20 protein-coding genes are annotated in these 20,902 nt (G+C 60.3%); 10 read left to right on the forward strand and 10 right to left on the reverse strand.

The annotated features are described in order from the left end of the window. Position 1 precedes the first annotated feature (1 nt). The 3 genes from ftsX to rhlB all read right to left on the reverse strand — a co-directional run bounded on the left by ftsX (position 2) and on the right by rhlB (position 3,417). Positions 2-949: a permease-like cell division protein FtsX gene (gene ftsX, locus ATCM_RS18285; RefSeq protein ID WP_132865893.1), complete on the reverse strand. Its 948-nt coding sequence runs from the start codon at positions 947-949 to the stop codon at positions 2-4. A gap of 10 nt (positions 950-959) precedes the next feature. Continuing rightward, the gene (gene ftsE / locus ATCM_RS18290; RefSeq protein ID WP_132865894.1) at positions 960-1,646 is read right to left on the reverse strand and encodes a cell division ATP-binding protein FtsE; all 687 of its coding nucleotides are present in this window, start codon (positions 1,644-1,646) and stop codon (positions 960-962) included. A gap of 106 nt (positions 1,647-1,752) precedes the next feature. Then, on the reverse strand, positions 1,753-3,417 hold the full coding sequence (gene rhlB / locus ATCM_RS18295; RefSeq protein ID WP_132865895.1) for an ATP-dependent RNA helicase RhlB: 1,665 nt from the start codon (positions 3,415-3,417) through the stop codon (positions 1,753-1,755). A 196-nt stretch (positions 3,418-3,613) separates the two neighbouring features. Between rhlB and trxA the strand changes: the two genes are divergently transcribed. The 4 genes from trxA to ATCM_RS18315 all read left to right on the forward strand — a co-directional run bounded on the left by trxA (position 3,614) and on the right by ATCM_RS18315 (position 8,292). Further along, positions 3,614-3,943 carry a thioredoxin TrxA gene (gene trxA, locus ATCM_RS18300; protein ID WP_132865896.1) on the forward strand — a complete coding sequence of 110 codons (330 nt, stop codon included), beginning with the start codon at positions 3,614-3,616 and terminating at the stop codon, positions 3,941-3,943. Between the two features lie 232 nt (positions 3,944-4,175). Then, positions 4,176-5,924, forward strand: coding sequence for a transcription termination factor Rho (rho, locus tag ATCM_RS18305; RefSeq protein ID WP_132865897.1), 1,749 nt, complete (start codon positions 4,176-4,178; stop codon positions 5,922-5,924). 486 nt (positions 5,925-6,410) lie between these two features. Further along, entirely contained in the window at positions 6,411-7,307 is an 897-nt protein-coding gene (locus ATCM_RS18310) for a tyrosine-type recombinase/integrase (RefSeq protein ID WP_165931220.1), read from the forward strand. A gap of 307 nt (positions 7,308-7,614) precedes the next feature. Beyond that, positions 7,615-8,292 carry a hypothetical protein gene (locus ATCM_RS18315; RefSeq protein ID WP_132865899.1) on the forward strand — a complete coding sequence of 226 codons (678 nt, stop codon included), beginning with the start codon at positions 7,615-7,617 and terminating at the stop codon, positions 8,290-8,292. 34 nt (positions 8,293-8,326) lie between these two features. On the opposite strand, the gene ATCM_RS18320 is transcribed toward ATCM_RS18315, so the two are convergent. The 3 genes from ATCM_RS18320 to ATCM_RS18330 are packed head-to-tail and all read right to left on the reverse strand — an operon-like array spanning position 8,327 to position 11,210. Further along, positions 8,327-9,505 carry a hypothetical protein gene (locus ATCM_RS18320; protein WP_132865900.1) on the reverse strand — a complete coding sequence of 393 codons (1,179 nt, stop codon included), beginning with the start codon at positions 9,503-9,505 and terminating at the stop codon, positions 8,327-8,329. A gap of 42 nt (positions 9,506-9,547) precedes the next feature. Beyond that, on the reverse strand, positions 9,548-10,192 hold the full coding sequence (locus ATCM_RS18325; RefSeq protein WP_243694057.1) for an NADAR family protein: 645 nt from the start codon (positions 10,190-10,192) through the stop codon (positions 9,548-9,550). Next, positions 10,176-11,210, reverse strand: coding sequence for a hypothetical protein (locus ATCM_RS18330; protein WP_243694058.1), 1,035 nt, complete (start codon positions 11,208-11,210; stop codon positions 10,176-10,178). Before ATCM_RS18330 ends, ATCM_RS18325 begins: the two co-directional genes overlap by 17 nt. Before the next feature lie 165 nt (positions 11,211-11,375). Between ATCM_RS18330 and ATCM_RS18335 the strand changes: the two genes are divergently transcribed. Together ATCM_RS18335 and ATCM_RS18340 are read left to right on the forward strand one after the other, a co-directional pair. Next, positions 11,376-11,942: a recombinase family protein gene (locus tag ATCM_RS18335; RefSeq protein WP_132865903.1), complete on the forward strand. Its 567-nt coding sequence runs from the start codon at positions 11,376-11,378 to the stop codon at positions 11,940-11,942. 216 nt (positions 11,943-12,158) lie between these two features. After that, positions 12,159-14,165, forward strand: coding sequence for an ATP-binding protein (locus ATCM_RS18340; RefSeq protein ID WP_132865904.1), 2,007 nt, complete (start codon positions 12,159-12,161; stop codon positions 14,163-14,165). A 33-nt stretch (positions 14,166-14,198) separates the two neighbouring features. Here the strand turns inward: ATCM_RS18340 and ATCM_RS18345 are convergent, their stop codons facing one another. After that, a complete protein-coding gene (locus tag ATCM_RS18345) occupies positions 14,199-14,510 on the reverse strand; it encodes a helix-turn-helix transcriptional regulator (protein WP_132865905.1) in 312 nt (103 codons plus the stop codon). Positions 14,511-14,855: 345 nt separating this feature from the next. Between ATCM_RS18345 and ATCM_RS18350 the strand changes: the two genes are divergently transcribed. From ATCM_RS18350 to ATCM_RS18360, 4 genes are read left to right on the forward strand one after another with little or no spacing between them, the layout of a single operon-like run. After that, positions 14,856-15,134, forward strand: a complete 279-nt coding sequence (locus ATCM_RS18350) for a hypothetical protein (protein ID WP_132865906.1) — start codon at positions 14,856-14,858, stop codon at positions 15,132-15,134. Positions 15,135-15,184: 50 nt separating this feature from the next. Beyond that, complete coding sequence (locus ATCM_RS18355; protein WP_132865907.1) at positions 15,185-15,619, forward strand: hypothetical protein; 435 nt, start codon at positions 15,185-15,187, stop codon at positions 15,617-15,619. A gap of 30 nt (positions 15,620-15,649) precedes the next feature. Further along, positions 15,650-15,811 carry a hypothetical protein gene (locus tag ATCM_RS19185; RefSeq protein ID WP_165931221.1) on the forward strand — a complete coding sequence of 54 codons (162 nt, stop codon included), beginning with the start codon at positions 15,650-15,652 and terminating at the stop codon, positions 15,809-15,811. Positions 15,812-15,830: 19 nt separating this feature from the next. Then, positions 15,831-16,661: a hypothetical protein gene (locus ATCM_RS18360; RefSeq protein WP_132865908.1), complete on the forward strand. Its 831-nt coding sequence runs from the start codon at positions 15,831-15,833 to the stop codon at positions 16,659-16,661. Between the two features lie 360 nt (positions 16,662-17,021). Here the strand turns inward: ATCM_RS18360 and ATCM_RS18365 are convergent, their stop codons facing one another. From ATCM_RS18365 to aceK, 3 genes are all read right to left on the reverse strand, one after another. Next, positions 17,022-17,912 (reverse strand): protein tonB, encoded by an 891-nt coding sequence (locus ATCM_RS18365; protein WP_132865909.1) that lies wholly within the window; start codon positions 17,910-17,912, stop codon positions 17,022-17,024. 89 nt (positions 17,913-18,001) lie between these two features. Then, complete coding sequence (locus tag ATCM_RS18370; RefSeq protein ID WP_132865910.1) at positions 18,002-18,889, reverse strand: protein tonB; 888 nt, start codon at positions 18,887-18,889, stop codon at positions 18,002-18,004. A 68-nt stretch (positions 18,890-18,957) separates the two neighbouring features. After that, entirely contained in the window at positions 18,958-20,688 is a 1,731-nt protein-coding gene (gene aceK / locus ATCM_RS18375; RefSeq protein WP_132865911.1) for a bifunctional isocitrate dehydrogenase kinase/phosphatase, read from the reverse strand. Positions 20,689-20,902 lie beyond the last annotated feature (214 nt).

Consider the following 20,902-nt stretch of genomic DNA (forward strand, 5'->3'; position numbering starts at 1 on the left):
CTCAGGTTTCAGTCGGGCGAGTCTGCCTGAGGAAGTGGCCGGTCACCAGCCATGCCCCGAGCCAGCCCAGGATCGTGGTCGCCACCAGCACCATCAGCGAGTGGAACAGGTCCAGCCCGTGCAGCACGAAGGGACTGCCATAGCTCTGCGACAGCGTCGCCAGCGGCGGGCGCAGCGCCAGACCGCAGATGCCGATCAACCCCAGCGCCACCGCGCCGGCCCCCAGGCCATACCACGCCCCCAGGTAGACGAACGGACGGCGGATGAAGCCGTCACTGGCACCGAGCAGCTGCAGGACACCGATTTCCTCGCGCCGGGCCTGGATGTCGAGCCGGACGGTGTTGCCCACCACCAGCGCCGCGCCCACGCCCAACAGCACCGACAACACCTGCACCAGCCGTGCACCGAACGCCAGCCAGCCGTCCAGCCGTTGCCGCCACAGCGCATCGTGCTGGACCAGGTCGGTTTCCGGCAGGGCTTCCAGTGACTTGGCCAACGCGGCGTCATCGCCCGTGGCCGGGGTGACGATCAACAGCGTCGGCAGCGGGTTGTCGCCCAGCGCATCGATCGCCTCGCCCAGCCCGGCACTTTGCCGCAGCTCGGCTAGGCCTTCTTCCGGGGTGCGCACGGCCACCTCGGCCACGTCGGCACGGGCGCGCAGCGCGGCCACCACCGTCTGCGCGGCGGCCGCGTCCAGCTCGGGCTTCAGGAACAGGTTGATGTCACGCGACTGCTGCACGCTGCCGGCGAAATGCTTGAGGTTGTCCAGCGCGATGGACAGGCCCAGCGGCAATGCCAGCGCCAGCGCCATCACCGCCACGGTCAGGGCGGTGGCCCACGGCTTGCGCAGCGCGCGGCCAAGGCTGAACACCACGCTGTGCAGGTGGTGGCGGAACCAGGTGAGCACGCGCGACGGCGCGGCGGCTTCGGTATTTGCGGGTTTGCTCATCGTCTTGCGCTCACTCCGCCAGCTCGTGCGGCGAGATGTCATCGACCAGCTTGCCGTGGTCCAGGATCAGCACGCGCTTGCGCATCTGCTTGATCAGCGCTAGGTCGTGGCTGACCACCAGCACGCTGGTGCCCCGCCCGGGCAGCTCGGCGAACAGCGACATGATCTCCGCGGCCAGGGTCGGGTCGAGGTTGCCGGTGGGTTCATCGGCCACCAGCAGCCGCGGTTCACCGACGATGGCGCGGGCGATGCCCACGCGCTGCTGCTCGCCGGCCGACAGTTCGGTGGGCAGGGCCTTCTCGCGGTGCGCCAGGCCCATGCGTTCGAGCACCGAGCGCACCCGCTTGGCGGTATCGGCACGGCGGTCGCCGCGCAGGATCAGCGGCAGGGCGACGTTCTCGCCGATGCTGCGATCCACCAGCAGGCGGTGGTCCTGGTAGACCGCGCCCACCTCGCGCCGGTGCAGGGCGACCTTGCCGCCACGCACCTTCAGCAGGTTGCGCTCACCGAACAGCACCGCGCCGCGCGTGGGCCGTTCGCTCAGGTGGATCAGCTTGAGCAGGGTGCTCTTGCCGGCACCGGAGTGCCCGGTGACGAACAGCATCTCGCCGGCCGCCACCTCGAAGCTGACATCCGCCAGCGCCTGATGGCCACCGGCGTACTGTTTGCTGACATTGTCAAAACGCAGGACGCTCATCCGCCGATTATGCAGGAGCGCACCCGGTAGTGCCGAGCCATGCCCGGCACAGGATCCCCGCACGGCCCGGCGCCGAGCAGGGCTCGGCGTTCCCGGGCCGGGCCGATCAGCTGCCGGAAAGCATCCGGCGGATCTTGCGGCCCAGGCGGGTCAGGAACGAGTCGTTGTCACTGCCACCGCGCATCGACTTGGCCTGTACCTGCACCGGTGCATTGGCCACGGCCGGTGCGGCCACGCCCTCGGCACCTTCGACCGGACGGCCGTGGCGACGACGACGGCGCTTGCGCGGGGCGCGCTCGCCTTCCACCGCCGGGGTGCCCGACGCATTCGGTGCGCTGCTGGCGATGTCCGGGCGCGGCGGCTTCGGTGCGGCAGCCTGCTCGCCTTCCACGCGCGGCTTGCGCTCACGACGCGGACGGCCATCGGCACCACGCTCGCCACCGCCACGGCGCTCGCCGGGCTTGCCGCCCCGGCCACCACCACGACGGGCCTCGTCGGCGGCCTTCTGCTCGCGGGCTTCGCGGAAGATGGCCCCCACGCTTTCGTTCTCCTCACCCTCGGCGCCTTCCACCGGCGCGCGCTCCGGGCGCGGCAGGGGGGTCAGCAGCTCGCTGGTGACGGACTCGACCGGGATCTTCTGCTCGATGTAGGCCTCGATGTCCGGCAGGCTCATCGCATAGCGTTCGCAGGCGAAGCTGATCGCATCGCCTTCCTCGCCCAGGCGCGCGGTGCGGCCGATGCGGTGCACGTAGTCCTCTGCATCGAACGGCAGGTCGTAGTTGTAGACGTACTTGATGCCGTCGATGTGCAGGCCGCGGGCGGCCACGTCGGTGGCGACCAGGATTTCCAGCTGGCCCTTCTGGAAGCGGTTGAGCAGGCTCTCGCGCTTCTTCTGCGGCACGTCGCCGGACAGCACGCCGACGCGGTAGCCGGCCCGCTCCAACGCGCGCGCGACGCGCTCGACGAACACCTTGGTGTTGACGAACACCATGGTGCGGGCGCCTTCGCTGCGCGACAGCAGGCCCAGCAGCAGCGGCAGCTTCTCTTCGTCGGCCGGGAAGTAGATGCGCTGGCGCACGCGGTCGGCGGTGACGTTCTCGGTCTCCACCACCAGCTTCTGCGGCTCGTTCATGTGCTCGTAGGCCAGCTCCAGCACGCGGTGGCTGAGGGTGGCGCTGAACAGCAGGGTCTGGCGCGTGGTGCGCTCGGGCATGCGCCGCAACAGGAAGCGGATGTCCTTGATGAAGCCCAGGTCGAACATGCGGTCGGCTTCGTCCAGCACGCAGATCTCGCAGGCATGCAGCGACACCACCTTGTGCTGCTTGACGTAGTCGATCAGGCGGCCCGGGGTGGCGATGATCACGTCCACGCCCTGCTGCAGCAGCTCACGCTGCTTGTCGTAGTCCACGCCACCGTAGACCAGCGCGAAGCGCAGGCCAGTGTCGGCGGCGAACTTCATCGCGTCCTTGTGGATCTGGATGGCCAGCTCGCGGGTCGGCGCCAGGATCAACGCGCGCGGGTCTTCCGGCTTGCGGTCGGCCAGCGCCGGCCGGGTCAGCAGCCGGTTGACCACCGCCACCAGGAAGGCCAGCGTCTTGCCGGTGCCGGTCTGTGCCTGCCCTGCCACGTCGCCGCCTGGCAACGCGACCGGCAAGGTCAGCGCCTGGATCGGGGTACAGCGGGTGAACCCTGCTCCTTCAAGCCCTGCCAGCAATGCTGGCTGCAGTTCGAAGGAGGAAAACGTCACATCGGTCAGCGGTTTGTCGCTCATTATTCTGTCTTTGTAGTGCCAGGCGGCCAGTGTGGCCGGGCGGCTTGCATCAATACGGGCACCGTCGCACACTGCGGCCCCTGCGCCGGGTCGCGCGGCTTGGGCTGTACCCTTTTTGTCCGCGCAATAACCCAGTTTACCGCAATGCGACGGTTAACCCGGCATCGACAGTCGCATTGACCCAGGAGACTCACAAGTGAGCGATAAGGTTTTACACGTCGGCGACGCCGACTTCGACAGCGCCGTCCTGCAGTCCGGCGAACCGGTCCTGGTGGATTTCTGGGCGGAATGGTGTGGCCCGTGCAAGATGATCGCCCCGGTGCTGGACGAGCTGGCCGACGCCTATGACGGCAAGCTGAAGATCGTCAAGCTGAACGTGGACGACAACCGCGCCACCGCGGTGAAGTACCACGTGCGCTCGATCCCGATGCTGCTGCTGTTCAAGGATGGCCAGATCCAGGCCACCCAGATCGGCGCCGTCGGCAAGGGCCAGCTGAGCCAGATGATCGACAAGGCCCTGGCCTGATCGATCCACCCGGCCCGGTGGCGCTCCGCCGCCGGGCCATGCGGGCCTTGCCAATACGGCGGCCCAACAGGGTTTCCGGGCAACTTGCACCCCCGCGCGCGGCGGTGTTAGTGTCGTCCTATCCGGCAGCGTTCGCATGCCGCACCCTCCGGCCGGGTTCTCGACCGGATCACTCCCAACCAGTTCGCCGCCCCCAGGGCGCTCGCACGTCTTAGCGAGAGGAATCAAGCACTTGTCCGAGAACACTCCTTCCGAAACCGGGAGCCCCGATGCGCCCGTCGAGAAGCGCGTGCGCAAGCCGCGTGTTGCCAAGGCCACCGAGGGCAGCGATACCAGCGCCGCCCCCGCTCCGGCCCAGCCCGCACTGCCGCTGCCGCCCGCCGCACCGACGCCGGCTCCGGTTGCCCAGGAATCTTCCGCCCCGGCGCCCGCTGCCGGTGGCAACGACAGCCCGGCCACTTCCGGCAACGCCTCCGGCGGCCAGGAAGGCGGCGAGCCGCGCGGTGACGGCAACAACCCGCAGCGCCACAACAACCCGAACGGGCAGCAGGGTGGCCAGGGCCAGCAGCAGGGCCAGGGCAACCGCCGCGACCGTTTCCGCAACCGCCGCGACCGCGACCGCAACAACCGCTTCCGCGACGACAACGGCATGCCCAACGAGGGCGGCAACGAGAACTACGCGCCGCGCCCGATGCCGAGCGTGCCGGAAGGCTTCCCGGTCTACTCGCTGAGCGACCTGAAGCGGATGCCGGCGCAGAAGCTGCTGGAAATCGCCGAGCAGCTGCAGATCTCCGAAGGCGTGGCCCGTGCCCGCAAGCAGGACGTGATCTTCGCGCTGCTGAAGGTGCTGACCCGCCACGGCGACGGCGTCGCCGCCGACGGCGTGCTGGAAATCCTGCCGGACGGCTTCGGCTTCCTGCGCGCAGCCGAGGCCAGCTACCTGGCCGGCCCGGACGACACCTATATCTCGCCCAGCCAGATCCGCCGCTTCAACCTGCGCACCGGCGACCACCTGTCCGGCCGCATCCGCTTCCCGAAGGACGGCGAGCGCTACTTCGCGCTGTCGATCGTGGACACCATCAACGGTGAGCCGATCGAAGCATCGAAGAACAAGGTGCTGTTCGAGAACCTGACCCCGCTGTTCCCGCGCAAGCGCTTCACCCTGGAGCGCGGCAATGGCTCATCCGAAGACATCACCGGCCGCATCCTCGACCTGATGGCACCGCAGGGCAAGGGCCAGCGCGCCCTGATCGTTTCGCCGCCCAAGGCCGGCAAGACGATGATGATGCAGCAGATCGCCACGGCCATCACCACCAACCACCCGGAAGTGCACCTGATCGTGCTGCTGGTGGACGAGCGTCCGGAAGAAGTGACCGAAATGCAGCGCACCGTGCGCGGCGAAGTGGTCTCCTCGACCTTCGACGAGCCGGCCGCGCGCCACGTGCAGGTCGCCGAAATGGTGATCGAGCGCGCCAAGCGCCTGGTCGAGCACAAGAAGGACGTGGTGATCCTGCTCGACTCGATCACCCGCCTGGCCCGCGCCTACAACAACGTCGTACCGAGCTCCGGCAAGGTCCTGACCGGTGGTGTGGACGCCAACGCCCTGCACCGCCCGAAGCGCTTCTTCGGTGCTGCACGTAACGTTGAAGAAGGCGGCTCGCTGACCATCATCGCCACCGCGCTGGTTGAAACCGGCTCGAAGATGGACGAGGTGATCTACGAAGAATTCAAGGGCACCGGCAACAGCGAAGTGCACCTGAACCGTCGCATCACCGAGAAGCGCGTCTACCCGGCCATCGACATCAACCGTTCCGGCACCCGCCGTGAAGACCTGCTGATCGAGCCGGAGCTGCTGCAGAAGATCTGGATCCTGCGCAAGCTGCTGCACCCGATGGACGAAATCGCCGCGATGGAGTTCCTGCTGGACAAGATGAAGAACACCAAGTCCAACGACGAGTTCTTCGGTTCGATGAAGCGGTAATCCATCGGAAATCGCTTGAAAACAGGGCCTTCGGACAACCGGAGGCCCTGTTCGTATCGGGATAGTGAGGAACCGGGATTGGCGGTCTGACCACCGGGTTTGACCACCAACCTTGACCACCAGACAGCTCAAGAACCCCTTGACCGCGAGGACAGGGGATTGAGCAAGAGACATTACCTACAGCAACTAGGCCAGTCTTGGTACATCCGTATCAAGGTACCTGCCGCGCTACGTGGCAGAGTCGGGAACACACACATCCGACGCGCCCTGCATACCCGCGACCTTGACGAAGCGAACCGCCGGAAGTGGCCGGCCCTCGCCCAAGTCCGCGCCTATCTCGATTCGCTTGAGAGCGGGACACCCGCCTCTCTCTCCCTTCATATGCCGAGCGGGATTCGTGGAGTGCCCGCCCCAGTTCCACAGACGGCGGCACACTTCGACCTGAGGCCGACTACGGGCCTAGATGCCCTGTCCGAAGACTGGACCATGACCAGTCCCGTCAAGACCGTCCAGTTCCAGCGCAGGCAGACCTACAAGGAACTGCGCAGCTATCTTGGCGGAGACCTCGACCCAAACAGTGTCACAGCCGCTCTGGCGGCTGCCTACGTGGACGAGCGGCTACTCAAGTCCCCTGATAGCCCAAGTACCCGGAGACGGAAGCTGAGTGCTCTAGGCGCGTTCTGGGAGTGGATGGCTTTACGCTGTTACACGCCCAAGGGAATGAATCCTTGGAAGGGCTTTCGTCTAGGCAAGAACGAAAGTGAACGGACCAAGCCCAAGAAGCGCCCATACACCATGCCTGAACTGGTCGCTCTGTTTTCAGGCAACCCGACCTATCCGGCACTACGAGAGGTCATGGTACTCGGCCTCTACACGGGTGCCCGCATCGACGAAATCTGTTCGCTGGCCCAAGGCGACATCCGCTTTGAAGGCGGTATTGCATACATGCAAATCGTCAAGAGCAAGACGAATGCAGGCGCCCGTACCCTCGCTATAGCGCACCTTATCCCGCTTGCAGTCCTGAAGAAGCGACACAGAAGAAATGGCCCCGCCACTGCGCAGCTCTTCCACGAGCTGAAGGGCGGCGGCTACGACAAGAAGCTCTCATGGCATGTCGGACAAGCCTTCCGCTATCACCGGAATGGACGCGGCCTTACGGGAGCAACCGACTTCCACTCCCTACGCCGCACCCTCATCACCCGCCTTGAGAGCCTTGGCATTGACCAAGTTCACATTGCACGCTACGTCGGCCACTCGCTTCCGACTCTGGCGTTTCAGGTCTATAGCGGCGGAGCCACCGAGGCCACGCAGGCAGCGACTGGCCGCGCAATAGGCTATCCGCATGAAGTGGAGAAGGCGGTAGCTTCTTTCATAAAACAATAAGGTTGCCCGCCCTCAAACTTTTTGTTCTGTGACGTCAGTCACATGGATTTTGGATGCCACTAATTTCCCCGGTAATCCCCCCGCTTTTAGCGGCTGCCAAAAGTGGAGCTATGCGGCCATCGCCAAAAGGGTACGAGAAAATTCCACTTTTGGCGTCAGCTAATCTGCGGGGGGATTACCCCCCAGCACTAACTATTAGGCAGTCATAGAAAAACTGCTTGCTGCTGAGGCTAGTCCCGCAGATTGACCCCTCCTCCCAATAAAGGAGAGAAATATCCAAAACACGCTAATAATTTAGGAGAGGAACATGTACATTACTGAAAGGATTGCCAACTACTCGCGCTATCGTGGCGCCATCGAGGTCAAGCAGGACGCCTTGCCTCAACACCACACTGATGAATTATTCGATTGGAACACGAACGAGGCTCCAGCCGATAGCACCTCTAGTGTTCAGCTATATGGCGCTTGGAAGGAATTCTTGGGTTCTGCCTCCCCTTACGCCTATATGTGGACGCACTCATACATGCATCCATACAGCGATGCGAGAGCTATTGATGGCTTATGGGACTGCACAAAGCACATCAATCGTTCAATCTGGGGGCCTAGATGGAAGAAAAAAGGCGATGGAATTCACGCCACCATTGTCGCGGAACGACACAAACGGAGCCATGAGTTACGCGGCCGCCTTCACTTTCATGTTCTTGTGCAGAAGCCAAACCCCGACCTAGGTGACGAGCGGTTCACTGCCATAGTGAACGAAGCGGCACTATGGCTTCGTGATGACTTCAATAGGCCGATGTCTGGCCTAGACCGTATCGATGTGCGGAAAGTCTATGACGCCGACGGATTGGCGAAGTACCTTACGAAAGACCTGCAAACAACTCACTGGCCGAATGGGGACAACATCTTTTTCCTCCGGCCGAAGGGACCGGAAGGAGTCGTTTTCCATTTGAAGGGCAATATGGAGCTAGTTTCGTATCACTAGGTCCACCTTGCCAAAAAATTCATTCAAATTGACCTCACCAATCCATGTTTGCGTGGTCATCATTAATCCGAACTTGGCACTCAATGTATCTCTCCATTTCCTCGACCGAGGATATGGCGATTGAATATTCCCGTTTTCCGAACGGAAGGATAGAGGTTAGGTATGACTCAAGATGCATCCAATGAGGCTCCTTGAGTCTCCGAACATCCGTAATCCATCCCTCTATAACGCCAACTGCGTCCCTGTCAGAAATCGTTTTTCGCGGCAAGAATGTTGGCTGGCCTGTTTCGTCTTCGGCTAGTGACAAGGTCACTGCGCCCGCCTTCGAATGAAAGGAGAAGGCGCGCCCATCTTTACCGAAGGCTCCATGTGCGATGAAGTTTCGGTGCTCATTTCGTACTTGGAGTAGTTTGTCGTAATGCTCTTTCCAAAGAGGGTCGCTGATGTCAAGAGCGAGTTGGTATTTTTCCTTCCAGTCCCCCATAGTGACCTTAAGAAGCGCAGTACCGCTCTCAATACGACCACTCAGCACCGCGAGGTGAATCAATGCATGTTCGCTCCATGAGAAGAACGCTTCAATAGCGCCTTGAGCCAACCAAGCCACGCGATTAGATGCATCAGTCCAATGTCTCCAACTGCTGGACATTCCCCCATTAGGATAGTGCCTGACTACGGGAGGCCTCTTTTTGGCTCTTTCTTCTGCCTTTAAGGCTGCCCGATATCTTCCGAGCATATACTGAAGCCGCCCATACAAAGAAGCATGATTGTTATGGACATTAAGCTTGCCACCCTCAATTGCATTCTTTGCTAGTTGCTGGAAGTATGGTCGAGCCGCTTTGCACGCCTTCTCAATTTTGATGCGAATCTCATTAGCCCTCTCCTCGTTGGCGGCTGCGTCAACGCAGAAGATTCCTAATCCAAGCTTCCTGTGCTCAACTAAGAACACCTTTTCCTTGTACTCTATCGGAACCGACCAGGCCAGCTTTTCCCATCGGCCAAGGTTCTTGAACCCCAGAAGTTCAACTAGCAAGAAATAGACAACATAATATGGCGGCAATAGTCGACCCGCTTTAGTTCTCTCAGCCCTGAAGAGAATGTCAGGCTCTGCGGGACTTTCAGATTGTGCAGGTCTAATGGGGCCAAGCGCCCTTAGCGCCTTCGCTCTAATGTGTTTGATTTGTTCATCGCTTAGTCGCGAAGCTTCGGAATTCATAGGCAAAAACCTATTGCCGTGCGCAATGCGTGGAGGCTGACATCAGCACAACTTAGCTTGCTGCGCTATTGCCTTTGTGGCGCCGTTGACCGTTTCAACTGGCTGACCGAAGAGTGCGAAATCCTTGATGTTTGGTGGCGCAACATCATTAAGGCTATCAGAGTCTGCGTCATACTCTGCCCTCAACTCCATCAGTAAGCGCCCCAGAACATTCCGCCCCGTAAGTGTTCCCGGAGTCACTTCCAAGGCCCCCCAAAAATCATCCCGGCGCGACAGTTCCACAATCGGGCGACTGCCTGTCGATAACAATAGCTGCAAAAATGTATCTTTGTTCTGCAAAGCCTTGACTCTCAGGCACCAACGCATTGCAGTGACGCGTATCGCAAGCCAATCCGCTCTTGTCTTGCTCCGCCACTCACTACTAACGGCTTTTGCGTTCATGGGGCTAGATTGACGAATTATCTCCTCCTGCACGGCAGGCAGGTGCGTAAAGCGACAGGCTTGATACAACCCCTCAGAGGAGGGGACTTCAATGCCGTTGATGTTCAGGGGATAGCCGGAGGCCATGTTTGATAACCCGCCGAATGCTTCTTTTGTCCTAAAAAAGACAACCGATTCCGCTCTTGAGTAGGTCCTAATCTGACTGGCCTTCTCCCTGTTTTTCGCTGGCTTATCGAGTGAGGTCATCGAAGATATTTTCCAGAGAAGAGTTGGTTCTTCTTTTGAAGAGAGGGTACCAGTTTAATGCAGGCGTGCTCACACCGCCGTCTCCCCACCACAGCGCAAGAGGCGCGTTGTTCGGGCAATTCCTGTACGTGACCATCATCGTGCCGAACCCTGCACCAAAGGAGCCGAAGCCAAGGGGACGGAAGTAGCTTTTTTCCTCGACCATGTTGGCCTTTATCTTTGCCCCCGCAATTAGAAATTCCCCCTCTAGAATCTGACGCCCTTCCTCTGACACAAAAGGCCATCTGGGCGCGCCGGCTGCGCGCATCTCAAGCGGAAACCTAGTGCTGGCAATGGAATCGACGTAGGCTTGCGCTTCTTGGGAATTGGGCACTGTAGCCGGCCAAAGAACGTTGGATGAGTTCTTGTATGTCCGCCGATTCTCGATGTCGTACACTTTCCAGAACTTTATGATGATGTTCTTTCCGGACTCTCGTGCAACTCTCTGAAGATTGTCTTTAACCCAGTAAAATCCCCCTATATGGAGAGCTATGACAATGATTTGAAGATTCGCGTGAGCTGGCGCTTGCGTGCGTATCCACTCACCCAAGTCGGCAATGGCCCTCGACCCTGAAAAGATGCCGTCATCAAGGTAGATGAAGTCTCCGTCAGGATGCCCGCATCGCAAGACATCAAGCCCGTATCCATGCATCAGACTTTCGCCAAGAAGCCTCACCATTTCCTGTTGGCTTCGACCGACGCTCTGAATTTGCAGGATGTTCGCCGCGCCCCAGTACTGCGCCGGATTTGGTCCTGACAGCTCCTGATTGCCAATCAATCTTCTGAGAAATTCAATCGTCCATGCTCTGGTGACAAAAATATGCCCCATGACGCTGGAGAATTCTCTGAGAAACGGCAGTTGGTTCTCGGGCGTGAACTGTCGAAGCCAACGGTCCACATGCTGTGCGGTTGGGGCCTCAATCTCACCCTGTCTATACGTAGCAATAGTTGCCGCAACCCTGTGCAGCAAGTCTTCCATCTCGCTCACTTCCCCTCCAGTCCCTGTAGGTGCCTCGCCTATGCCTACGATTCTGTAGGCCTTCGTCCCACTTTGTATAGCCATCGGGACATCCGTTGCGATGTTTCAAAAGTCATTCCAAAATGATAGTATCTCAACCTCTTAGGGGTTTTGGGACGGAACGCAATGCAGGTTATCGGTTACGCCCGTGTGAGTTCGAGTGGGCAGGCGCTGGACATTCAGTTGGACAAGCTTGCCAAGGCGGGCTGCACCAAGGTCTTTAAGGAAAAGCGGTCCGGCCGTCAGGCTGAGAACCGCCCGGAGCTTCAGGCAGTCCTTGAGTACGTCCGAGAAGGGGATGTGCTGATAGTGAGCCGTCTCGACCGTATGGCAAGGAGTGTGCTGGACCTCGCCAAGATTGCTGACCTGCTCAAGCGGAAAGGCGTCAGCTTGCGGGTGCTTGACCAAGGGTTGGACACCTCCACCTCGGAAGGAAAGTTGATGTTCAATCTGCTTGGCGCGTTTGCTGAGTTCGAGGCTGATATCCGTAGAGACCGCGTGGCGGACGGTATCGCGCAAGCCAAGCGAAAGGGCATCAAGTTCGGCCGCAAGAAGGCGTTGACCGAGGCCCAAGAAGAGTGCATCCGCAAGATGCGGGCAGAAGAGGGTTTCAGCATCGAGCAGTTGGCCGAGAGATTTGGGATTGGTCGCAGCAGCGTGTACCGGGCATTGCAGTCCGGCCATACAGACTAAGCGTTAGGCGTCACCTCTCGTGCCGAAGCCTTTGGCCGGTCTCGGGCACAACCTGACTCGGTACAAGTCGTGCGCCTCATGGAAAGGGGGCGGAGACCAGTCCCAAGCCATGAGACGAGCAAAGTGCATATCGTGCTGCCACGGGCCGGATGGCATAGCATGCGCACAGAACTTACGCTTAACCGCCCCCAAGCCACATATCCGAAGCCCAAACGAATGAGCAACGTACATATCAAACGCGTTGTAGAGAACATTAGAAGTGGGACGACGATTTACACGCCTGTCATCGAGCTAGTTGTCAATGCGATACAGGCAATTGAGGCGGCGAATCGTCAGGCGGACGGACTTGTCAGTGTCACCGTCGTTCGGTCGCCTCAGTTAGAGATGGACAGCGGCGACGGACCCATCCCTCCCGTTGAGTCCTTCGTCGTGGAAGACAACGGGGTTGGCTTCGACACATTGAACCGTGACGCCTTCGATACGCTCTATACCGACAACAAGGTTTCTTTGGGAGGGAAAGGCTTCGGTCGCTTCACGTGCCTGAAGTACTTCGAGAACGTCACTGTCGACAGCATCTTCTTTGAAGGCGACTCCTTCAAAAGAAGAGAGTTTTCAATGGGTAAGGGAACAGAAATCATTGTCGATGAGGAAGTGAAATCCACTGCTCGCACGTCGACGGGAACAATCATTCGGCTGGAGTCTGCCAAGAAGGCAGGTCTAGATAAGAAGCTATCCACCATCGCTCGCGCCTTAGTTGAAAAGCTACTCCCCTACTTCATTGCCGAAGACTACGTCTGTCCACGCATCCTGCTGAAAGAAGCCGATGGTGCAGAAGAATTTATCCTTAATGACTACGTAAATAAGCAGTCTTCCGTCATCAACGAGGTGGGCCTGAGCGAGCGAGATTTCTCACTTGAGGCGAACGGACGGGTCCATCACTTTCGCGTTCGAATCTTCAAGTTCTTCTCTCCTCGGAACGCCAAGAGCAAAATAAGCTTAGTCGCTCACAATCGTGAGGTGACTGAGACACCAACTCAGGCTTACATCCCTGAATTCTCGGAGGACTTCTACGAAGCAAGAGAGGATGCTCCTGAGTCCGGCAGAAACTACGTAATTAAGACCTACGTTTTCGGCGATTACCTTAATGACAACGTGTCTCTGGAGCGTGGTGGATTCGAGTTCCAGAAGGAAATCGACGCGCTTCTTGGGATATCGCAGTCTCAGATTGAAGCGAAAGGGGCAGAGCTGACGAAGGCTGCAATCTTTACCGAGGTCCAGTCGAGACAGGAAAGGAAGGTCGCGCAAATCGAAGCGTACGTTGAGCGAGAAGCTCCATGGCACAAGGCCATCCTGACTCGTGTAGATTTCAATCGATTTCCTTACAACCCTTCTAGTGAGCAGATTGAGTCAGTTCTGCAAGAGGAGAAGTTCAAGGACGAATCCGAAATACGCCGCGACGTAAGTAGGATACTTCAGGGCACCAGCGTCGATAGCTTTGGGCCTGACGTATCAGAGATTGTGGAGAGGATTTCAGAGACGAGCAGGAACGACCTTGTCCACTATGTCGCACTACGAAAGAACGTGCTAGCTCTCTTCGAGAAAAGCCTTGAGCTGAACGCGAAAGGCAAGTACGAAAGGGAGGACTTCGTCCATGACATCATATTTCCGCGCAAGAAGGACAGTGAAGTGGTTTCGTACGATGAGCACAATCTTTGGCTCATCGACGAACGCCTTACGTTCACGCGTTATTTGGCATCAGATTTGCCGCTCGATGGCGGTCTGACAGAGCGGCCGGATATCATCTCTTTCGACCATCCGTTCGCCTATCGTGGCGACAACGAACCTAGCAATCCGGTCACAATTTTTGAGTTCAAGAGGCCTCAGCGAGATGATTTTGCAAATCCATCGTCCAAGGAGGACCCGGTTGACCAGATTATCCGCTACGTGAATAGTATCGCGGATGGGAAATTCACCACGCCTCAGGGGCGCAATATCCTGATTGGCGATAACACCCCGTTCTATGGATACGTGGTCTGTGATTTGAATGAGAAGGTCAAGAAATGGTTGAAGCGCGAGAAGAATTTTAAGGTTATGCCAGATGGGCTTGGGTGGTTCAATTGGTATGACCAGATTAATCTTTACATCGAAGTGCTCAGCTGGGATAAGGTGCTGAGAGACGCGGGCATGCGGAACAGGATGTTCTTCCACAAGTTGGGGCTGTAGCTGCAAACACAAAGTCAGCCTCGGCCATAAGCGCTATGGCTTAGGCGCGCCCTTCTTTTTGGCCTTCAGTTCGGCAGCCAGCTTCCGTTGTTCGGCAGGGGTCATACTCGCTGCCGCAAAAATGATGTCTGCAAGCACATCATTGTCGGCTAGCAGATAGGCCAATGGAACGCCAAGCTCCTTCGCGAGCTTGCTTGCTGTTGCGAAGTCGGGTTCCGAAGTCCCCAACTCGTATCGTGTAATCCTGCTGGACACGACTTCCTCCGAGAGGCCAATTCGCCTACCAAGCTCACGCTGGGAGATGCCCAAAGCCAAACGCGCCTCCTTCAGGCGCTTGGCGAACATGCTGCGGAGATTGGGAGACAACATAGGCCGTGGAAGAGTAGTCCTGTAGCACCCTACAGGATGGCTTCCTTGGCTTATCTTGTATGCTACAGTAAATGTAGCAAATGGGGCGCAATGGACTTAGTTGCTCCTGCGTGAGCGGGTAGCGCCACTTCGCCGGAAAGCCTTGTACGGCAAGGCTTGCGAGGGGAGTTGCCGTCTTTAAGGTGCAAGTGAGTTAGTCGGTGGCGCCTATGGCGTGTTGTACGAAATTGCCAACCACAGGGGGGATAGATGAGTCAGCACATGGAGCCTAGCGGAACTTCCGCTCAGCCCGGAGTTCTGCCCGAGCACATCCGGCAGAACTTGAAGAAGTACCGCCAGCATGCCGAGCGCATCACTTGCCTCGAATGCGGCTACGTAGGTCCGATGGGTATCAAGGCACGCATCAAACCTTGGTATGCCACTTGGTGGGGAAGCATCCTGCTGGCCGCGATTGCGGCAAGCATTGCCTCTGTCCTGTTTGGCGGTATTGGGATGATGGCCGCTGTCATCGTGGGCGGTTTGGTAAGCGCTCTGGCGCTCTCGGGCAGCCGAGACATCCATTCCTGCCCCAATTGCGAAGCCGACCTGCAACGGCGCTGAGTGGCGCTGGCGACTGGCATTTCCCTTACCAACATCCAATGAGGAGCCTCATGCGCGCCTTCCGCTCGCTTTGCATTGCCATCGTTCTGTTCTCGCTAGCCGGTTGCGACCAGCTCGCCTCTATGGTCGGTCCCAGCGAACTGGTGTCATTCGGCTACGTTCGGCCTGTTTCATGCGAGCGGCGAGGCCCCATCAGCTACAACTGCGTGATGAGGAACTACCTCAATGAGCTGCGTGAAGCGAACATGGAGTGTGCTGGCTTCGATGCGCAGGGGCGCATGGTGGGAACTTCAAAGCGTGTGCATGCGCTGTGGGGTACCACGATGCAGCCAAGCGAAGAGCGAATCGCGACCGTCTTCTATGAGGAGGGGGCTGCAACGCTGGTCTGTGTTGACGTGAGGGACAGTATCCCGCCCTACAAGCGAATGCGCGAACTTATCTCCGACTCAAAGGCGAAGGACATCACTTCCGTTCTGTCCCTCTAACCAATCCAGTAAGAATGAAGGCGAATCGCAATGGCAACGTATGAAGTGAAGATGGGCCGTCCCGGTGGCGGCAGCGGCACGTTCGTGGTGACGGTCAACGCCAGCACCCCGGACCAAGCCCGACGTACCGCCGAAGCCCAGAACCCCGGTTACAAGGCGCAGTCCGTCTATCGCCTGCCGTACTCGAATTGACCTGACACAAGGACGAAAAATGTTGAATCGAATTGTATTGGTAACGGCTTTGGCGCTGTGTCCGCTGGCATCGCAGGCTCAAGTCGCCCCGCTGGTGGTCAGTGGGCAATGGGAGTATCGCGACGCGTCGCAGAAGGAGACGGATGAAGGGGTGAACCTTTGCTTCCGGCTGGACACTGCATCGACGGCACGGAGTCCCCAGCTACGCCAGTTCGGCGGTGCCCTGTGCGTGTCCAATCCCGCTGAGGGTGCAAAGCTGCTTGGCATTGTCCAAGGGCCGCATCGGGTCGGATGCGGTTACAGCGCCAAGGGCGAGGCTGCCGTGGTCCTGTCGGGCTTGCGAGTGCTGCCCGAAGACGAAATGTACGATGAGCGGCTGGAAGCCCGTCTGGCGGACGTGAAAGCCAAGCGAACTACGTCTCCGCTAGTTTCCGATTGCGGCAACAAGGAACCAGTGGTCTCTGCGGGCTTCAAAAGCATCTACGACGCTATCGCGGCGCTGAAGGCGCATCCAAACTATGCCAGTCTGTCGATGTCGGATTTTGCGCGCATAGACGCCGTCAGCGGCCTTGCCGAGTTGGATGCCAGCACGCAGATGTTCTTGCCGCCCGGTTCGTCCGATACGCTGGTCATGTACACCGAGAACAATGTAGGCACACCATTCCTGACCGTAGAGCGCTTCGACGGTCGGCAATGGCGGGATGTCAGCGCCACAACTCTGCCCGGATACGTCAACAGGAATGGCAGCAACTACTACCTCGATGTGAGTGGCGGCGCTGGCAAGGTTCGAAATCTTCCGGCGAGGAAGGCTTGGCGCTATAGCGGGGGGCGATTTGTTGCAGAGAACTGAGCGCGTAGAGTTCCTCCCCCCGTGGGGCCTACCTCAGACTCTGCACTCCGACATTGACCCCCAAGCCTATGTTTCCAGCGCGCCACCAAGCGCTCCGACGGTAGGCCATGAACACCTACGACTAATCGTATAACACTGTAAAAACAGGGTTTTTGACTGTCTTGGAAGATACAAATCCTCGAAGAAGCTCGCCCGCACCCGATGGTGGAAATCGTCGCAATATGGTTCCTGCTGGACAAGATGAAGAACACCAAGTCCAACGACGAGTTCTTCGGTTCGATGAAGCGCTGATCCGATCACCGGATGCGTTGCAGCAGAAAGCCCCGCGCAAGCGGGGCTTTCTGTTCTCCCGGCAGGAAATCAGCCGCCCTGCAGCGGGGTCAGCAGGCGCGGGCCGGTGTTGCGGTCGGCCATGTAGACGCCGCCTTCGGCCAGGCTGTCGGGTGAGGTCTCCACGTTGCGGTCTTCCGTGCGCCAGGGCGCACGCTCACGCGGGCCGGCCACATAGCTGACCCAGCGACCATAGGTTTCGGCCCCCTTGTCCCGGCCGCGGTCCATCGCGTAATTGATCGGCACGCGCACGTTCCAATAGGGCCGCGAGGCGACGTCACCTTCGGTGGGGACCCGGAACGTCCAGCCCTTCGCCGCCGCTATCGCATTGCGGGCCAGCACCTCGCGGAAACGCCGCTGGTCGGATTCACGGCTGAGGAAGGTCAGGTTCACCTGCTCGGCGAAGGCATCCTCGACCTTTCCGTCGCGGCCAACCTTCACCAGCAAGTAGACGCTGCCGGTTGCGCCTGCGCGGAAGGCCAACTCGGGATACCGCGGCGGATCCATCTGGATGCTTGCGACGTTCTGCGGATCGGTGGAGTCGTACTTCTGGAAGCTCACCCCACGCAGGCTGACCTCGTAGCTGCCGCCCTCCAGCTTGCGCGCGACCACCCGCAGGCTCATCGGTGCCACCGCGCGGACCAGCTTCCCGTCCACGACGATGGGTTCAAAACGCCACTGCAGCGCACTGTCGCGCACCAGCTTGACCACGCCCTCGGGCAAAGTCTCCTCCTGGCGGAGCACCAACCTGGACACCGATCCATCGGTCTCGATATGCACATCGCCACTGACCAGCATGCTGCTTTCCACCTGCTGGCGGACCTGAGCCACGCTGCCCGGCGACGGCTCGGCAACCACCAGCGCGGGAAGGCCCAGCAACAACACCCCGGCCAGGCCCAACGCGCCGATTCGAACGTTCATGCTCACATCCTTGAGATTGAAGTGCCCCGATTACAACGCAAACCCGATGACCGCATCAATCACGCCACGCCGGGATACCTGTCGGTTGCTCAACCGCCTTGCAACGGGGTCAGCAGGCGCGGGCCGCTGTTGCCGTCGGCCATGTAGACACCACCGTCCTCCAGGGCATCCAGCGAGAACCAGGTCTGCGCGGCCGATTCCGCCCATGGCGCACGCTGAATGGGCCCGGCCACGTAGATCTGCCAATGGCCGTACTCCCTTACCGCCGGCTGTGCTCTATCGGTGAAGGAGTAGTCCGCCGGCACCCAGACATCCCAATATGGGCGACCCGCAAGGTCTCCTTCCGTAGGTGTGCGATAGCTCCACTTCAACGCCTGCTCGATCGCACTCTCGGAGAACAACTGGCGGAACTTCAGCTGATCCCGTTCGCGGCTGACGAACTTCAGGTTGACCTGCTCGGCGGATGCCTGCATCACCTTGCCATCCCTGCCAATCCGCAAACGCAGGTAAACGGTGCCGCCAACACCAAGGTCAATGGCTTCACGCGGATAACGCGGCGGCGTCGTGCTGATACATGAAAGACCGCGCGGATCATCCTTGCCACCGCCGATGAAGTTCACTCCGCGCAGTGCTACCTCGAAGTTGCCGTCGTCCCGTTGCTTGGCCACTACCCGCAGACTGACGGGCACCTTCGCGCGCACGGGCTGACCCTGTTCGCGGACCGGCTCGAACCGCCATGGCAGCACCGTGGCGCGTACGTAGCCGGCAATGGCCGTCGGCAGCATCTCTTCCCTGTCCAGTTGCAACGAGGCGACCGTGCCCTCCTCGCTGAGCAGCAGCTCCCCCTTGACGAGCATGCTGCGCTCGATGCGCCCGCGCACCTCCGTGATGCTGCTGCCTCCCGCTGCCATACCGGCGCCGGACATGCCCAGCAACAGCCCGGCCACCATCACCCACGCACTGAACCTGCCACGCATAGCCCACCCCGTTGGATCCCCTTGGTCGGCGGATTACAGCGCAGGCATCGCCCGGCCGCAATGCCCCCTCAGGCCACGCGCAGCGCGCGCGGATACGGCGGTGTGTCCGGGAACTCACCCCTGCCGAAGCCCTGCTGCAGCCCCTGCCACCACGATGGCTCGAACAGCTCGCCGTAGCGCTCCTGCACCACGTCCAGCAATGCGCGGGGCAGGCCCATGAACAATGCGAAACGTTCCGGGAACACGTCGTTGGGCGCGACGTGGAACCACGGCTCGCCGGCCATGGCCTCCTCCTCGCTGCGCGGTGTTGGCCAGGCCCGGAAGTTGCAGTCGGTGACCAGGCACAACTCGTCGTAGTCGTAGAACACCGCACGGCCGTGCCGGGAGACACCGAAGTTCTTCAGCAACATGTCGCCGGGAAAGATGTTGTTGCAGGCCATGTCACGGATGGCCTGCGCGTAGTCCAACGCCGCGGCGCGGGCGGCTTCACTGCCCTGCTCGCGCAGGTAGAGGTTGAGGGGCCGGAAACGGCGCTGCACGTAGCACAGCGTGATTACCACGTCCCCGCCTTCGACCTGCACGCTGTGGCTGCATTGGTTGACCAGCTCATCGAGCAGTTCCGGCGCGAAGCGGCTGACCGGGAAGCGCAGGTGGCGATAGGGCTGGGCGTCAAGCAGGCGGCCGATGCGGTCCAGATTGAAGACCAGCGCGTACTTCTCCTCCACGTCCTGGCGGCTCATGGTCTTGGGCCAGGCGAAGCGGTCGCGGATCAGCTTGAACACCAGCGGATAGCTCGGCAACGTGAACACCGCCATCACCATGCCGGGGGTGCCTTCGGCATGTACCAGCCGCTCGTTGGCATGCTGCTGGAAATGGCTGAAGAAGGTGCGATAGCGCTCGGTCTTGCCCTGCTTGGCGCGGCCCAGCACGGTGTAGATCTCATCGACCGGCTTACCCGGCAGGATGCTGCGCAGGAACACCACCGCGTCGGCGACGGTGGGCAGGTCGGCCTGGAAATAGCTGCGCGAGACACCGAACAGATGTGCCACGTCGCGGCGTCGGCTCAGCACCGCTTCCACGCGGACGCCTTCCTCCCCGTTGACCAGCGCGATCACGCAGGGCGAGAAGCGGTGCTCACCGAACACGCGTCCAACCAGATATGCACGGCGCTCGCGGTAGAACACGGTCTCCAGCAGTTCGATGGCACGCACCGGGTACGTGCCCCAATGGGCGAGGTCGTCTTGCAGGCGCACCGCGATGGCCGCGGCGCAGCGCAGGCGATGCTGGTAAGGCACGTCGAAGGCATAGTCGGCGAGCAGGCGCGAGAACGCATCGGCCGGACGCGCTTCGGAAACGGCGTAGACGTGACGCGCAACCGGGTGGGTGATGGCATCGGACGGCTCGATGTCCAGCGCCATGAACTCGATGTCGTCATCCACGCCATGGGTACCGAACAGGCGCCGGGTCAGGGTGTTGTAGAACGTCTTGTAAAGCTCGCCATCGATGCGCGATGAAACCCGTGCGTCGAAGCACTGCTTCACTTCCCGCCACAGCGCCTGCGTGGGCCGGATGTCGGCCAGCAACGCCTGCAGTTGCGCCCGGCAGCGTGCCACGCACGCGTCGTACAGCTCGATGCGTTCCACCGCATCCGTCCTGGCAGCGTTCCAGTCGCGTGTCTGGAAGCGCGTGCGCGCCCGACGGGTAATGTCGGCGAAGCCCTGGTGGTAGTCCTCGAACCCCGCAGCGATGCCTTGGGCAAGCTTGTCCGCCAGGGCGGCATCGATGACCGTTGCATTCATCACGGCCGCACCGGCAATGCGCGGACTGCAGGGAGAAGATGGGATCGCATGGCTGTCGCCGGAGGGGGGATGGACATGACCATACGACACCGCACGCCTCCCGCGACAGGGCGCCCGCCCGGCGGGAGCGTCCTTGGGCGCGAAGCCTGGAAGTCCACATCGCGCGAAAGGCCCCCCTTCCCCCCCTCCCCTTGCCTGCGGCAAAGGGAGGGGG

It is taken from the genome of Stenotrophomonas sp. ATCM1_4 (assembly GCF_004348115.1).
GTDB classification, from domain to species: Bacteria; Pseudomonadota; Gammaproteobacteria; order Xanthomonadales; family Xanthomonadaceae; genus Stenotrophomonas; species Stenotrophomonas capsici.